Source organism: Streptomyces sp. NPDC048196 (assembly GCF_040652715.1).
Classification (GTDB): Bacteria; Actinomycetota; Actinomycetes; order Streptomycetales; family Streptomycetaceae; genus Streptomyces; species Streptomyces siderophoricus.
In genome coordinates this window covers 249,088-263,974 of sequence record NZ_JBEZMM010000005.1, presented here as the reverse complement: position 1 = coordinate 263,974, position 14,887 = coordinate 249,088, and the positions used below count along the sequence as shown (strand labels likewise).

Genomic DNA, 14,887 nt, shown 5'->3' with positions numbered 1-14,887 from the left:
CTCACGAGCGGGCATCAGGCTCACCGGCATGACCGTGACTTCGTCGTCTTCAGCGTCTCTTCATGCTTCGTCAGTTCCGGTTTCATCGGCTCCGATTACGTCGGTACCGGCGGGTTCGGTTCCAGCGGGCGCTGCGTCCGGAAGAGCGCCCGGGAAGCAGCCGGAGCTGCTGCGGCCGGACGGCAGCCCGGTGCGGGTGCTGGTGGTCGACGACGAGTCCTCGCTCGCCGATCTGCTGTCGCTCGCGCTGCGGTACGAAGGCTGGGACATCCGTGCCGAAGGGGATGGCGCGGGGGCACTGCGCTCGGCCCGTAGCTGGCGGCCGGATGCGGTGCTGCTGGACGTCATGCTGCCGGACATGGACGGGCTGACGCTGCTCGGACGGCTGCGGCGCGAACTGCCGGACGTGCCGGTGCTGTTCCTGACGGCCAAGGATGCGGTCGAGGACCGGATCGCCGGGCTTACGGCCGGCGGGGACGACTACGTCACCAAGCCGTTCAGCCTGGAGGAGGTCGTGGCCAGGCTGCGGGGCCTGCTGCGTCGGGCCGGGGCGGCGGCTGCCCGGAGCGAGTCGCGGCTGACGGTGGGCGATCTGGTGCTGGACGAGGACAGCCATGAGGTGTGGCGGGGCGGGCAGGAAATCCATCTGACAGCCACGGAGTTCGAGCTGCTGCGGTATCTGATGCGAAATCCGCGGCGGGTGCTGAGCAAGACCCAGATCCTCGACCGGGTCTGGAGCTATGACTTCGGCGGCCAGGCCAATGTCGTGGAGCTGTACATCTCGTACCTGCGGCGGAAGATCGATGCGGGGCGGGCGCCGATGATCCATACGCGGCGGGGTGCGGGCTATCTGATCAAGCCGGGTGGGTAGCGGAGCGGTGGCCGATCCTGCGCTTGTGCCCCTGCCGGATCCCGATCCTGCTCACGATCTTGGCCCTGTTCGCGATCTCGGTCCTGTTCACGATGCCGGCCCTGCTCCCGGCCCTGCTCCCGGTCCCGGCCCTGCTCCCGGCCCTGCTCCCGGCCCTGCTCCCGGTCCCAGTCCCGGCCTTGCTCTAGATCTCGGCCCCGGCCCTGGTCCCGGTTCTGCCCTCGGTCCCGATGCCGGTCCCGACCTCGCTGCCGCTCTCGGTGCGGATGCCGCGGCGGCGCCTCTTGCGGAGCCCGCGGGGGCGCCCGTTTCGGTGCCCGCGCCCTCGCCCGCTTCGGGTGCCGGATCCGCGCCTGCTTCCGTAGGCGCGCCCTCGTCCGCGCCCGCGTCCGTGGCCTCGCCCGTGGCCGGGTCCGTGCCTGCGCCCGTAACCGGAGCCGCGCCCGTAACCGGAGCCGCGCCCGTAACCGGAGCCGCGCCCGTCACCGGAGGCGCGTCCGTAACCGGAGGCGAGTCTGGGCCCTCGGTCGCGTCCGGTGCCGCGCCCGGGGCCGCACCCATGCCTGCTTCCGTAGGCTCGCCCCCGCTCGTGGCCGGGGCCGCGCCGGCGCCCGTAACCGTAGGCGCGCCTGCAATCGGAGGCGCATCTGGGCCCGCGTCCGGTTCCGCGCCCGCGTCCTCGCCCGCGCTCGCGTCCGTGGCCTCGCCCGCGTCCGGTTCCGCGCCCGCGCCCGTAACCGGAGGCGCGCCCGCGCCCGTAATCGAAGGCCCGGATCGGCCCGCGCCCGCGCCCCGGGCCGTGCACTCGCCCGTTCCGCCACGCGAGCGCCCGGATGTTTCCGGGGACGCGACCGGTCGGGCGGCCGGGAGTGGGCGTACGGCCGGTGTCGGGCGGCGGCCGGCGGGTGCCGGGCGGCGGTCGGGCGGGCGGCGGTGGACGTTGCGGACGCGGCTGGTGGTGTCGGCGGTGGCTCTGATTGCCGTTGTGGGGGCGGTGATCGGGGTTGTCACCACCATCGCGTTGCACTCGTACCTCCAAGGGCAGTTGGACGAGCGGCTGAATGCCATGGTCGAACGGGCGATGATGCCGCGGCCGCACGATCCGATGCGGAATCAGCCCCTCGACTTCGTCGCGATGGGCGACCAGCGTGTGGGCACGGTGGGCGCGCGGGTCGGGCCGGACGGAGCCCTCGACGGGGGAGCCCGGCTGAACAATTCGACCAGCCGGGAGCCCTCGGAGCGGCTGGCGTGGCTGACCAGGGAGCAGGTCGCGGCGCTGGACGCCGTACCGAGGGACGGCCGGACGCACACCGCCGAGCTGGCCGGGCTCGGCGACTACCGGGTGCAGTCCGCGAGGGACGGCTCACTGGTGGCCGGGATGCCGCTCGGCGAGGTCGAGGACACGGTCGGCCGGCTGGTGCTCATCGAGACATGTGTGACGGTGGCCGGGCTGGTCGCGGCGGGGATGGCCGGGGCGAGCATGGTGGGGATCGCCTTGCGGCCGCTGCGTCGGCTCGCCGCCACCGCCACCCGGGTATCCGAACTACCGCTGCATCAGGGCGAGGTGGCGCTGCACGTTCGCGTACCGGCGGCGGAGGCGGATGCCCGGACCGAGGTGGGGCAGGTCGGGGCAGCGCTCAACCGGATGCTGGGGCACGTCGGCTCGGCGCTGTCGGCGCGTCAGGAGAGCGAGATGCGGGTGCGGCGGTTCGTCGCCGACGCCAGTCATGAGCTGCGGACGCCGCTGGCGTCGATCCGGGGGTACGCCGAGCTGACCCGGCGCGGGGACGAGCGGCCCGGGCCGGTGACCCGGCACGCCCTCGGGCGGATCGAGTCCGAGGCGGAGCGGATGACGGGGCTGGTGGAGGACCTTTTGCTGCTCGCACGGCTCGATTCGGGGCGCCCGCTCTCGTACGAGAGCACTGATCTCTCGCCGCTGGTGGTGGATGCGGTGAGCGATGCACGGGTGGCCGGCCCCGGGCACCGGTGGCGGCTGGAACTGCCGGACGAGCCGGCGTGGGTCCACGGTGACGGCGGGCGGCTGCACCAGGTCCTGGTAAACCTACTGGCCAACGCCCGGACGCACACTCCGCAGGGGACGACGGTGACGGCCCGGGTGGTCCCGGCCGTCGGATTCCCTGCGCCACCTGTTGGATTCCCTGCGCCGCAGGGGGAAATAGCAACGGGTCAGGTCCCAACGGGGCAAATCTCAACGGGGCACGTCACAGCGGGGCAGGTCCCAACGAGGCACGTTCCAACGGGGCAGGCCCCAACGGGGCGCGTTCCGACGGGGCAGGTCCCAACGGCTCAGGCCTCAGCGGGTGTTCAGTCTTCACCGGGTGGTCAGATTTCAGCGGGTGGTCAGGTCTCGGCGCTGCAGGCCCTGCAGGGGCGCGCCCGGCCCGGCCACGTCCCCCAGCACGCCGTTCGGCTTCAGGTTGAGGACGACGGGCCTGGCATCCCGGCCGACCTCCTGCCGCGGGTGTTCGAGCGGTTCACGCGCGGGGACGCCTCGCGCTCGCGGGCGGCCGGCAGCACCGGACTCGGGCTCGCGATCGTGCAGGCCGTAGTTGCCGCGCACGGCGGAACGGTCGGCGTCGAGAGCGCACCGGGGCGGACGGTCTTCACGGTGACGCTGCCGTCCTCGCGGTGACCCCGCCCTCGTCTTTGCGGTGAAGCTGCCCCGTCTTCGCGGTGGCCCTGCCCCTGGTCTTCGCGGGGCCTCTGCCGTCATCGCTCGGTGACCCCGCCCCCTGTCTTCACGGTGACACCGCCCCGTCTTCCCGGTGACCTGTCGGCGGCCGGGGCACCCGTACCCGCTCACGGCCCGCCACTCACAGCCCGCCACTCACAGCCAGGTCACAGGCTCACCACACGGCCGTGACAGGACGGTTGGCGAGGGTCGGGGGCATGACGACGACACAGCCGCCCGACACACCACTGGGCTCCTTGCCGCCTCGCGAGCATCTGTGCCTCGGCCAGACCGCGACCGTGCTGGATGTGGTCATCCCCGTCTACAACGAGGAGGCGGATCTGGAGCGTTGCGTCCGGCGGCTGCATGAGCACCTCGCGCGGACCTTCCCGTACGGGTTCCGGATCACCATCGCGGACAACGCGAGCACCGACCGTACGCCCGAGGTCGCCGCACGGCTCGATGACGCGATCGACGAGGTCACGGCCGTACGGCTGGAACAGAAGGGGCGCGGGCGGGCGCTGCGCACCGTGTGGTCGCTCTCCGAGGCGCCGGTGCTGGCCTATATGGACGTCGATCTGTCGACGGACCTCAATGCCCTGTTGCCGTTGGTGGCGCCGTTGATCTCCGGGCACTCGGACCTGGCGATCGGTTCCCGGCTCAGCCGGAGCGCGCGGGTTGTTCGCGGACCGAAGAGGGAGTTCATCTCGCGAACGTACAACCTCATCCTGCGGGGTTCGCTCGCCGCCCGCTTCTCCGACGCGCAGTGCGGGTTCAAGGCCATACGGGACGATGTCGCGGAGCGGCTGCTTCCGATGGTCGAGGACACCGGGTGGTTCTTCGACACCGAGATGCTGGTGCTCGCGGAACGGGCCGGGCTGCGGATCCACGAGGTGCCGGTGGACTGGGTCGACGACCCGAACAGCACCGTGCACCTCGTGCGCACGGCCGCCGACGACCTGAAGGGCGTCTGGCGGGTGGGGCGCGCGCTGGCGACCGGGGCGCTCCCGCTGGACCGGCTGGCCCGGCCGTTCGGGGACGATCCGCGGGACCGGGAACTGCCCGGGGTGCCGGGCGGGCTGGCCCGTCAGCTCGTCGGCTTCTGCGTCGTCGGCGGGCTCAGCACCCTGCTGTACCTCGGACTCTATTCCCTCTTCCGGCTCGGCACCGGCGCCCAACTGGCCAACGCCGTCGCACTGTTGTTGTCCGCGATGGCCAATACGGCGGCCAACCGGCGGCTCACCTTCGGGGTGCGCGGGCGGGACCGGGCGGTCCGCCATCAGGCCCAAGGCCTGGTGGTCTTCGCCATCGGCCTGGTGCTGACCAGCGGGTCCCTGGCCGCGCTGGACGCGGCCAGCGGGCCGTCCTCGCACGGCACCGAACTGGCGGTGCTGGTGGCCGCCAACCTGGCGGCGACGGTGCTGCGGTTCCTGCTCTTCCGCGCCTGGGTGTTCCCGGACCGCGAGCGCCGGGACGCCGCGGAGCACGCCGTCGAGGAAGCCGCCAAAGAAGCCGTCGATGCAGCCGCCGAGAACGCCCACGGGGGCACCCAGGGAGGCACCCACGGAGGCACCCACGGAGGCGCGCCCCTGCACGACCAGAACCACGACTTTTCCAGGAGCACCCGATGAACCCGCGTCTGCGTCCGGATCCGGACCGGCATCCGGACCCGCATCCGGACCTGTACCCTGCTGTCCCCCCAGGCCCCCCAGTCACCCCAGTCACCCCAGTCGCCCCAGTTCCCCCTGGCACCACGCCTCAGGAGCGCTGGGCGAGGCTCGCGCTCATCGCGTTGTTGCTGGTCACGGCCGTGCTCTACCTCTGGAGCCTGTCCGCCTCCGGCTACGCCAACCAGTTCTACTCGGCCGCCGTACAGGCCGGCAGTGAGAGCTGGAAGGCGTTCTTCTTCGGCTCGTCCGACGCCGCGAACTCGATCACCGTCGACAAACCGCCGGCCGCGCTCTGGCCGATGGCGCTGTCCGTACGGCTCTTCGGCCTCAGCTCCTGGGCGATCCTGGTGCCCGAGGCGCTGATGGGCGTGGCGACCGTCGGTGTGCTGTACGCGGCCGTACGGCGGCGGTTCGGGGCGGGCGCGGGACTGCTCGCCGGCGGGGCGCTGGCGGTGACGCCGGTGGCGGCGCTGATGTTCCGGTTCAACAACCCCGATGCGCTGCTCTGCCTGTTGATGGTGTGCGCGGTCGCGGCGGTACTGCGGGCGCTTGCGGACGGCCGGACGAAGTGGCTGGTGCTGGCCGGCCTCTGCTTCGGCGCCGGATTCCTCACCAAGACGCTGCAGGCGTGGCTGATCCTGCCGGCGCTCGCCGTGGTCTACGCCTGCTGCGCGCCGGTGGGCCTGCGCAAGCGGTTCGGGCAACTGCTGCTCGCCGGGCTGACGATCGTGCTGTCCGGCGGCTGGTGGGTGGCGATCGTCGAGCTCTGGCCGGCGTCCTCGCGGCCGTACATCGGTGGCTCGCAGACCAACAGCTTCCTGGAGCTGACCTTCGGCTACAACGGCTTCGGGCGGATCAGCGGCAACGAGACCGGCAGCGTCGGCGGGGGCGGACGCGGCCCGGGCGGGGGCGGCGGCTGGGGCGAGACCGGCCTCACCCGGCTGTTCTCGTCCGACATGGGCGGGCAGATCTCCTGGCTGTTGCCCGCCGCGCTGATCCTGCTGGTGGTGGCGGTGGGGCTGCTGTGGCGCGCCCGCCGTACGGACGCCGGCGCCGCGCCCGTCGTGCCCGCCGCGCCTGTCATGCCCGCCGCGCCCGAACGGGCCGGGGCCGAGCGGGCCGGGGCCGATCCGGCCGTCACTGCGACTTCGCCGGCCGTCACTGCGACCTCCTCCGCCGTCACTGCGACCTCCTCCGCCGTCACGGCGCGCTCCTCGGCCGTCACCGCGACCTCCCCGGCCGTCACCGCGAGCTCCCCGGACGACCTCGGCGCCGAACAGGCCGGTCAGCGGGCCGAGTTCCTGGTGTGGGGCGGTGCGCTGCTGATGACCTTCACGACGTTCAGCTTCATGTCCGGGATCTTTCACCAGTACTACAACATCGCACTGGCCCCGTACATCGCGGCGCTGGTCGGCATGGGGGCGACCCTGCTGTGGCGGCGCGGCGGGCGGCTGGCGTCGGTGGTACTGGCGCTGACGGTCGCGGTGACCGCGGGCTGGTCGTACGTCCTGCTGAACCGCTCGCCCGACTGGCTGCCGTGGCTGCGCTGGACGGTACTGGCGCTCGGGGCGCTGGCGGCGGCGGGGCTCCTCCTGGGCGTACGGAAGACGGCGGCCGCGGACCAGCAGGTGGCGGCGGACCAGCAGAAGGTCGCGGACCGGCAGGTGACGGCGGACCGGCAGGTGGCGGGGGACCAGCAGAAGGCCGCGGACCAGCAGGTGGCCGTGGACCGGCAGGTGGCCGCGGCCCAGGTCCCTGTCAGCCGGCGGCTCCGCGTCGTTGCGGCGGGGCTCGGGGTGGTTACGGCGCTGGCCGGACCGGTCGCGTACACGCTCGACACCATCAATACGCCCAAGGGCGGGTCGATCATCACAGCCGGGCCTTCGGTGCGCGGCGGTATGGGCGGGCCGGGCGGGGGCTTCCCAGGGGGCCGGCACCGCATGTGGCGCGGCAACAACGGCGCGCTGCCGGGCGGGGGCGCGATGCCGGGCGGCGGCGGCGCGCAGGCCGGAGCCGCCGGAGCGCCCGGAGGCCCCGGGAACACCGCCGGTCGCCCACCCGGTATGCGTGGCATGCGAGGTGTACGAGGTACGCGTGGTGGCATGGGCGGCGGAATGGGCGGCCTGCTCAACGGCACCAAGGTGAGCGCCCGAGCCAAGGCCCTGCTGGAGAAGAACGCCGGCGACTACACCTGGGCCGCCGCGGCCATCGGCTCGCAGAACGCCGCCGGCTACCAGCTGGCCACCCAGAAGCCGGTGATGTCGATCGGTGGCTTCAACGGCAGCGACCCGTCGCCGACCCTCGCCCAGTTCAAGAAGTACGTCGCGGAAGGGAGGATCCACTACTTCATCGCGGGCGGCCGGGACGGCTTCGGCGCCGATGGCCCTGGGGGTCCCGGGGGCTCTGGGGGCTCTGGGGGCCCTGGTGGTCGGAAGCGGACCGGCGGATTCGGCGGACGTGGCGGCCGCGGTGGTCCGGGCGGCGGACAGGGCCACTCGTCCCAGATCAGCTCCTGGGTCGAGAAGACCTTCAAGAAGGTCACGGTCGGCAGCGCCACCTTCTACGACCTGACGAAGAAGGGCTGACCAGCACGGACGCCCGGTCGGCCGCGAAGCGGGTCTGACCAGCGCGGACGCCCGATCGTCCGCCACTCGGCCGAAAATCAAATGTACGGCGTATAACAAGCCCTGTACGGTGTATGGCACCTGCTCGCACCGTACAGGGAGCCCGTATGCCGTCCCCCGTGGCGTCCGACGCCGCAACCACCACGCTCCACCCGCCGGGCCGGCATGCCGCCCGCTGGCTGATCCTGGCCGTCATCTGCGTCGCCCAGCTCACGGTCGTCCTCGACAACACCGTCCTGAACGTCGCCATCCCCTCCCTCACCGAGGAGATGGGCGCGACCACCGCCGACGTCCAGTGGATGATCAACGCCTATTCGCTGGTCCAGTCGGGCCTGCTGCTCACCGCCGGCAATTCCGCCGACCGGTACGGCCGCAAGAAGATGCTCGCCGTCGGCCTGGTGCTCTTCGGCCTGGCCTCGCTCGGGGCCGCGCTCGCCCAGTCGCCCGGCCAGCTGATCGCGGCCCGGGCCGGTATGGGCGTCGGCGGTGCGCTGCTGGTCACCACCACGCTCGCGGTCGTCATGCAGATCTTCGACGACGAGGAGCGCCCCAAGGCGATCGGCATCTGGAGCTCGGTCAACTCCCTCGGCTTCGCCGCCGGCCCGCTGATCGGCGGTTCGCTGCTCGACCACTTCTGGTGGGGTTCGCTGTTCCTGGTCAACCTCCCGGTCGCCGTCATAGCGGTCGCGGCCGTCGTCACCCTCGTCCCCGAGTCCAAGAGCCGCGGCGGCGACCGCCCGGACCTCCTCGGCGCCCTGCTCTCCATGATCGGTATGGGCGGAGTGGTCTTCGCGATCATCTCCGGGCCCCACGCCGGCTGGCTCTCCGGCCAGGTGCTGATCTCCGCCGCCATCGGGATCGCCGGCCTCGCCCTCTTCGCGGGATGGGAACTGCACACCCCCCACCCCATGCTGGACATGCACTTCTTCCGCAACCGCCGGTTCATCGGCGCGGTCTCCGGCGGCATCCTGGTCGCCTTCGGGATGGGCGGCTCGATGTTCCTGCTCACCCAGCACCTCCAACTGGTGCTCGGATACGGCCCGTTGGGCGCCGGACTGCGGATGGCGCCGCTCGCCGTCACCGTCATCCTGATCAACTTCACCGGCCTGGGCGCCCGTCTGATGCCGAAGTTCGGCACCCCCGGCATGATCATCACCGGGATGTCGCTGCTCGCCGCCGGACTCGCCGCCATATCGGTGCTCGGCGGACACAGCTACGGCGGCATGCTCACCGGTCTCATCGTGATGGGCTTGGGCGTCGCGCTCGCCATGCCGACGATGGCCAACGCGATCATGTCCGCCATCCCGCCGGCCAAGGCCGGAGTGGGCGCCGGGGTCAACGGCACGCTGATGGAATTCGGCCAGGGCCTGGGCGTCGCCGTCCTCGGTGCGGTCCTCAACTCCCGCTTCACGGCCCTGCTCCCACTGGCGGCCGCGGGCGCCGGCTCGCTCTCCGCGGCCCTCGCCCGTACGCACAGCACCGCCGAACGCACCGCCGTCCAGGACGCCTTCGCCTCCGGCATCGGCACCAGCCAGCTGGTCGGCGCGGCCGCGGTGTTCCTCGGCGGGCTGCTCGCCGCCGTACTCCTGCGCCGGGCGGAACGCACCGGGCATGAGCAGGGGACACCGGCTCCGGAGGCCCCCGAGGCACCCGAGGCCCGAGAGGTACAGGAGGCGCAGGGGGCACAGGGGGCACAGGTGAGCTGAGGGGCGACTTTCAGCAGCACCGGCGGCACCGGCAGCACCGGCGGCATCGGCAGCATCGGCAGCACCGGCGGCATCGGCAGCACCAGAAGCGGCCGCTGCTGCCGCGGAATAGCATCGACGGTGCAGAAGATCGTGGAACGCCGACGTGCCGGACGCGTAGGCCAACGTGCCGACGTGCCGACGTGCCGACATGCCGACGTGCCGAACGTGCATGCCGACGTACCGACCCTGAACACCGACGTACCGACCCTGAACACCGACGTGCCGACCCTGAACGCCGCCGTGCCGAACGTGATCGCCGTACAGCACGTGAACACCTGAACAAGAAGAGGACGGACGCCATGACCGCCACCAACGGCCGTGCCGGTAAGCGGCCGCACAGCGTCTGGCTGACCGAGCGCCCCCCGCTCAAGCGCAAGGCGGAGCAGCCGGCCGGACTCGATCTCGACAAGATCGTCGGGGCGACCGTCCGGCTGCTGGACGACGAGGGGCTCGCGCGGTTCTCGATGCGCCGCCTCGCCGCCGAGCTCGGCGTCACCGCGATGTCCGTCTACTGGTACGTCGACACCAAGGACGATCTGCTGGAGCTGGCCGTCGACGCGGTGGCCGGCGAACTGCCCGTGCCCGACGAGTCGGAGCCCGGCGCCGACTGGCGCGAACAGCTCCGGATCCTCGCCACCGGCTACCGCGACATGCTGCTGCGCCACCCCTGGGCGGCCCGGCTGCTGGGCGAGTTCATCAACATCGGCCCGCACTCGACGGCGTTCTCCAACGCCACGCTGCGAGTGATGGCGCGCAGCGGCCTGGACGCCGAGCACACGTCCGGCGCGCTGGCGTCGCTGTTCCACTTCGTCTACGGCTTCGCGACGATCCGGGCGACGCACGAGGCACGGTGCCGGGCCGCGGGCATCAGCCTGGACGACTACTTCGAGCAGGTCGTCTCGGCAATCTCGGGCCGCCCGGAGTTCGCCGAGACGATGGAGCTGTCCCTCCGCGCCGACCGTGTCCGTACGGGCCGGTCGGCCGTGGCCATGCTGGACCGGGACTTCGCCTTCGCACTCGACCTGCAGATCGCGGGCATCGAGGCGATGCGGGGCGGGGGCGAGGCCGGGCGCGAGGGCGAGCGCGAGGCGTGATCTGGGCGAGGGCCGGGACGAGCGGGCCTGGAGGAGGGACCCGTAGGGGGCGATCGAACGGATTCCCTAGGGGGCCGGAGCGCCCCTTGCACGGCCACAACGCAACGTGACGGCAAGCTATTCCCGCCACACCGCCACACCGCCACACCGCCACGCCACCGAGCCGCCACGCCGCGCCGAGCCGCCGAGCCGCCAAGCCACCGAGCCGCCACGCCGCCGAGCCGCCCCCTCGCCACGCCCGCCCCCTCACCCCATAGGCAAGCTCTCCCCCTGTACCGCCTGGATGTCCAGTTCGACCTTCAGGGTGGTGCCGATCGCGGCGATGCCGGCGGCCACGACCTGGTTGTAGTTCATCTTGAAGTCCTCGCGCCGCAGTTCGGCGGTGGCGCGGAAGGCCGCGCGGACGCCGCCCCACGGGTCGGGCCCGGTGCCGAGGTAGCTCAGGTCCAGGTCCACCGGGCGGACGACGCCGTGCAGGGACAGGTCGCCGTGCACGGTCCAGCGGTCCGGGCCGGCCGGTGACAGTCCGGTGCTGCGGTACGTGATCTCCGGGTACACCTCGACGTTGAGGAAGTCCTCGTTACGCAGGTGCCCGTCGCGCATGCCGTTGCCGGTGTCGATCGACGACGCCTTGATGACCGCGTCGACCCGCGACTTCCCCAGGTCCTCGCCGATCTCGATGCGGCCGCTGAACTCCGTGAACCGGCCGTGCAAGCTGGAGATGCCCAGGTGCTGGGCGACCGCGCCCACCGTGGAGTGCATCGGGTCGATGGTCCAGGCGCCGGGCGGCGGCAGTTCGGCCCCGCCCTGCCGGGCCAGCACGATGTTGCCGACCTCCATCCGGCCGCTCGCCGTCACGATCGCGCTGGAGGCGACCGGTGCGTAGCCGACGGCCGTCACGATGACCGTGTACGGGCCGGCGGGCAGCGGCGTCTCGCTGCGGACGGCACCGTCCTCGTCCGCCGCGGCACGCAGCACCTGCGCGCCCGTCATGTCGGTGACGGTCAGCACGGCGTGCTGCACCGCCCAGCCGTCCCGTGTGCGGACCTGCGCCCTTACGCCCGCAGCTCCCGCGCCCGTCGAAGTCATTGCCTCTCCCGTGTGTTGCTGGTGGTGCCCCGGCTCCGGGCTCGGGCTGAGCCGGGAGTTCGGGGGGTGTTGGACCGGCGGTCCGGAAGCCCGGGTGGTGGACCCCGGCGGCGGCGTGCAGGCCGTCCCCTGCCTGTGTGCCACCCCGCCGCCGGAGTCCTGGGGTCCGGTCCGGGACGCGTCTCCGCTCACTGCGCGTCCCGGCCCGGGGTCTTGCTGCCCGGGTTGCTGCCCCGCCATTCCGTACGGGCCTTCCGTACGGGCCTGGCCGGTACCGACCGGCCGCATGGGCCTTCCGTACGGACCTGGCCGGTTCCGACCGGCCGCAAGGACCCTCCCTACGGACCTGGCCGGGACCGACCCGGCCGTACGGACCTGGCCGGAACCGACCTGGCCGTACCGACCCGGCCACACGGAATTGTCCGTACGCACGGCCCCGGCCCCGCCCCCCGGTCAGTCCCCGGGGTGGGCGAGCTGGACGTCGTAGCCGTCGACCCCGCGGGCGTCGATCGCGAGACCGGTGGCCACCGGCGGGTAGCCGCTCGCGATGACCGTGTAGTCACCGGCGTCCAGGTCGGTGAAGGCGTACGCGCCGTCCTCACCGGTGGTCGAGGTGGCCACGACGTTGCCGGCCGCGTCCACCAGCGTCACCCGGGCGTCGGGCAGCGGCCGGCCGGCCCCGTTCGGACCACCCGCCCGTACGACGCCGTGCACCCGCGCGCCGGACAGCAGCTCGACCTCGATGCGGGTGGTGCCCTGGCCGCCGATCTCGACCGGCAGCGCGGCCGGCCGGTAGGTGGCGGCGTTCACCGCGACCGTGAAGGTGCCAGGGGCCAGCTCGTCGAAGGAGAAGTACCCCTCGGCGCCCGTCTTCCCGGTGGCCAGCACCTCGCCGCGGACATCGGTGACGACGACCATGGCGTCCGCCACCGGCTCGCCGGTGACCGCGCTGCGCACCTGGCCGCCGAGGCCGCTGGTGCCGCTGAGCAGGATGTCGTAGCCGTACGGCTGGTCGCCGACGACGACCGTGGAGGCCTGCGGCTGGTGCCCGTCGGCCGCCGCGATCAGCACGTACGAGCCGGCGCCGGGCGCGTTCAGTACGTACGAGCCGTTGGCCTGGGCGACCGCCCGGCCGAGCTGACGGCCGCCGAGCGAGATCAGCGTGACCGCGGAGCGCGGGACGGGGTGGCCCTCCGCGTTGCGTACGAATCCGTGGACGGCCGGCCCGGCGGGCACGGCGTCGCCGCCACCGGCCGAGGCGTAAGCCTGCAGGGGCTGCGCGGCCGGCTGCGCCCACGAGGGGGTGTGGCCGCCGTCGTCCGAGGTCACCGGTGCGGCACCGACGAGAACGGGCTCCCGCTCCTCGGCCTCGCCGCCCGCCGCAGCGCCAGAGGCGGCGTCCTGCAGCGGAAGCGTCACCTCCGACGGCGTCACCGACGGGCCCGCCGACAAAGGGGCGTCCGCGCCCTTCTCCGCGTTCTCCGAGCTCTGAGCCAGTCCGCCCCGCGTCTTCAACGCGACCTCCTTGATGAACAGGGTGAAGAGGAAGGCGAGCAGCGCGCAGGGCGCCGCGTAGAGGAACACATCGGCCACACCGTGGCCGTAGGCGCTCTCCATGACGGTGCGCAGCGGCGCCGGGAGGGCGTCCAGGTCCGGGATGCCGCCGCTGTTGCCGGAGGCGTGCGCCGCGGCCTTGGCGGCCTTGGGGCCGAGTTCGGCCAGACCGTCCTTGACGTAGTGGGTGACGCGGTTGGCGAGCACCGCTCCGAGGGCCGAGACGCCCACCGCACCACCGAGGGAACGGAAGAAGGTCACGACGGACGAGGCCGAACCGAGGTCCGACGGCGCCACCTGGTTCTGCGTGGCGAGCACCAGGTTCTGCATCATCATGCCGATGCCGAGACCCATCAGCGCCATGAAGATCGCGATGTGCCAGTACTCGGTGTCGTAGCGGATGGTGCTCAGCAGGCCGAGGCCGGCGGTCAGCAGCACACCACCGGAGACCAGCCAGGCCTTCCAGCGGCCGGTCTTGGTGATGACCTGGCCCGAGACGGTCGAGGAGATGAACAGGCCGCCGATCATCGGGATCGTCATGATGCCGGACATCGTCGGCGACTTGCCGCGCGCCAGTTGGAAGTACTGGCTGAAGAAGACGGTGCCGGTGAACATCCCGATACCGACGAACAGGGAGGCCACCGACGCCAGGGTGATCGTCTTGTTGCGGAACAGCCGCAGCGGGATGATCGGCTCCTTGGCCTTGGTCTCGACGAAGACGAAGACCGCGCCGAGCACCACCGCGCCGCCGACCATCGCGGCGGTCTGCCACGACAGCCAGTCGTACTTGTCGCCGGCCAGCGTCACCCACACCAGCAGCAGCGAGACCGCCGCGCTGATGAAGAACGCGCCAGCCCAGTCGACCTTGACGCCCTCGCGCTTGACGACGGGGAGCTTCAGGGTCTTCTGCAGCACGATCAGGGCGATCACCGCGAACGGCACACCCACGTAGAAGCACCAGCGCCAGCCGAGCCAGCTGGTGTCGGTGATGACGCCGCCGAGCAGCGGGCCGCCGACGGTGGCGACGGCGAAGGTGGCGCCGAGGTAGCCGCTGTACCGGCCGCGCTCCCGCGGCGAGATCATCGCGGCCATCACGATCTGGGCCAGGGCGGACAGACCGCCCACGCCTATGCCCTGCACGACGCGGCAGGCGATCAGCATGCCGGTGTTCTGCGACAGACCGGCGACGACCGAGCCCGCGACGTAGATGACCAGCGCGAACTGCACCAGCAGCTTCTTGCTGAACAGGTCGGAGAGCTTGCCCCACAGGGGTGTGGTCGCCGTCATCGCCAGCAGCGAGGCGGTCACGACCCAGGTGTAGGCGCTCTGCCCGCCGTCCAGATCATGGATGATCTCCGGCAGCGCGTTGGACACGATCGTCGACGAGAGGATGGCGACGAACATGCCGAGCAGCAGCCCGGACAGCGCCTCCATGATCTGACGATGCGTCATGGGGGCCCCGTCGGAGGCGTGGTGATGACCGCCTCCATGCTTGGCGTGGCCGCCCCGCACACCGGCTGGTGTGGTCGTAGCCATGTGGTTCCT

Annotated in this window: 9 protein-coding genes; 7 read left to right on the top strand and 2 right to left on the bottom strand. The window is 72.1% G+C overall.

Going from position 1 to position 14,887, the window contains the following annotated elements; all coding sequences use genetic code 11:
• The first annotated feature begins 169 nt into the window (after window positions 1-169).
• From AB0E02_RS09325 to AB0E02_RS09295, 7 genes are all read left to right on the top strand, one after another.
• Entirely contained in the window at window positions 170-871 is a 702-nt protein-coding gene (locus AB0E02_RS09325; RefSeq protein ID WP_030415880.1) for a response regulator transcription factor, read from the top strand.
• Between the two features lie 967 nt (window positions 872-1,838).
• A complete protein-coding gene (locus AB0E02_RS09320; protein WP_362137366.1) occupies window positions 1,839-3,524 on the top strand; it encodes a HAMP domain-containing sensor histidine kinase in 1,686 nt (561 codons plus the stop codon).
• A 257-nt stretch (window positions 3,525-3,781) separates the two neighbouring features.
• On the top strand, window positions 3,782-5,194 hold the full coding sequence (locus AB0E02_RS09315) for a bifunctional glycosyltransferase family 2/GtrA family protein (RefSeq protein WP_362137365.1): 1,413 nt from the start codon (window positions 3,782-3,784) through the stop codon (window positions 5,192-5,194).
• Window positions 5,191-7,818, top strand: a complete 2,628-nt coding sequence (locus tag AB0E02_RS09310) for a glycosyltransferase family 39 protein (RefSeq protein WP_362137364.1) — start codon at window positions 5,191-5,193, stop codon at window positions 7,816-7,818. The genes AB0E02_RS09315 and AB0E02_RS09310 overlap by 4 nt, the downstream gene beginning before the upstream one ends.
• A gap of 146 nt (window positions 7,819-7,964) precedes the next feature.
• Window positions 7,965-9,563, top strand: coding sequence for an MFS transporter (locus AB0E02_RS09305; RefSeq protein WP_362137363.1), 1,599 nt, complete (start codon window positions 7,965-7,967; stop codon window positions 9,561-9,563).
• Window positions 9,564-9,683: 120 nt separating this feature from the next.
• On the top strand, window positions 9,684-9,884 hold the full coding sequence (locus AB0E02_RS09300; protein WP_362137362.1) for a hypothetical protein: 201 nt from the start codon (window positions 9,684-9,686) through the stop codon (window positions 9,882-9,884).
• Window positions 9,885-9,904: 20 nt separating this feature from the next.
• Window positions 9,905-10,699 carry a TetR/AcrR family transcriptional regulator gene (locus tag AB0E02_RS09295; protein ID WP_362137360.1) on the top strand — a complete coding sequence of 265 codons (795 nt, stop codon included), beginning with the start codon at window positions 9,905-9,907 and terminating at the stop codon, window positions 10,697-10,699.
• A gap of 246 nt (window positions 10,700-10,945) precedes the next feature.
• Here AB0E02_RS09295 and AB0E02_RS09290 read toward each other — a convergent pair whose 3' ends face one another.
• Window positions 10,946-11,788 (bottom strand): YceI family protein, encoded by an 843-nt coding sequence (locus tag AB0E02_RS09290; RefSeq protein WP_362137359.1) that lies wholly within the window; start codon window positions 11,786-11,788, stop codon window positions 10,946-10,948.
• Between the two features lie 453 nt (window positions 11,789-12,241).
• A complete protein-coding gene (locus AB0E02_RS09285) occupies window positions 12,242-14,878 on the bottom strand; it encodes an MFS transporter (protein ID WP_362137358.1) in 2,637 nt (878 codons plus the stop codon).
• Window positions 14,879-14,887 lie beyond the last annotated feature (9 nt).

Excerpts from the sequence above, each read along its gene's own strand:
- AB0E02_RS09315 (WP_362137365.1), top strand. The coding sequence starts at position 3,782 with ATGACGACGACACAGCCGCCCGACACACCACTGGGCTCCTTGCCGCCT.
- AB0E02_RS09310 (WP_362137364.1), top strand. The coding sequence starts at position 5,191 with ATGAACCCGCGTCTGCGTCCGGATCCGGACCGGCATCCGGACCCGCAT.
- AB0E02_RS09305 (WP_362137363.1), top strand. The coding sequence starts at position 7,965 with ATGCCGTCCCCCGTGGCGTCCGACGCCGCAACCACCACGCTCCACCCG.
- AB0E02_RS09295 (WP_362137360.1), top strand. The coding sequence starts at position 9,905 with ATGACCGCCACCAACGGCCGTGCCGGTAAGCGGCCGCACAGCGTCTGG.
- AB0E02_RS09290 (WP_362137359.1), bottom strand. The coding sequence starts at position 11,788 with ATGACTTCGACGGGCGCGGGAGCTGCGGGCGTAAGGGCGCAGGTCCGC.
- AB0E02_RS09285 (WP_362137358.1), bottom strand. The coding sequence starts at position 14,878 with ATGGCTACGACCACACCAGCCGGTGTGCGGGGCGGCCACGCCAAGCAT.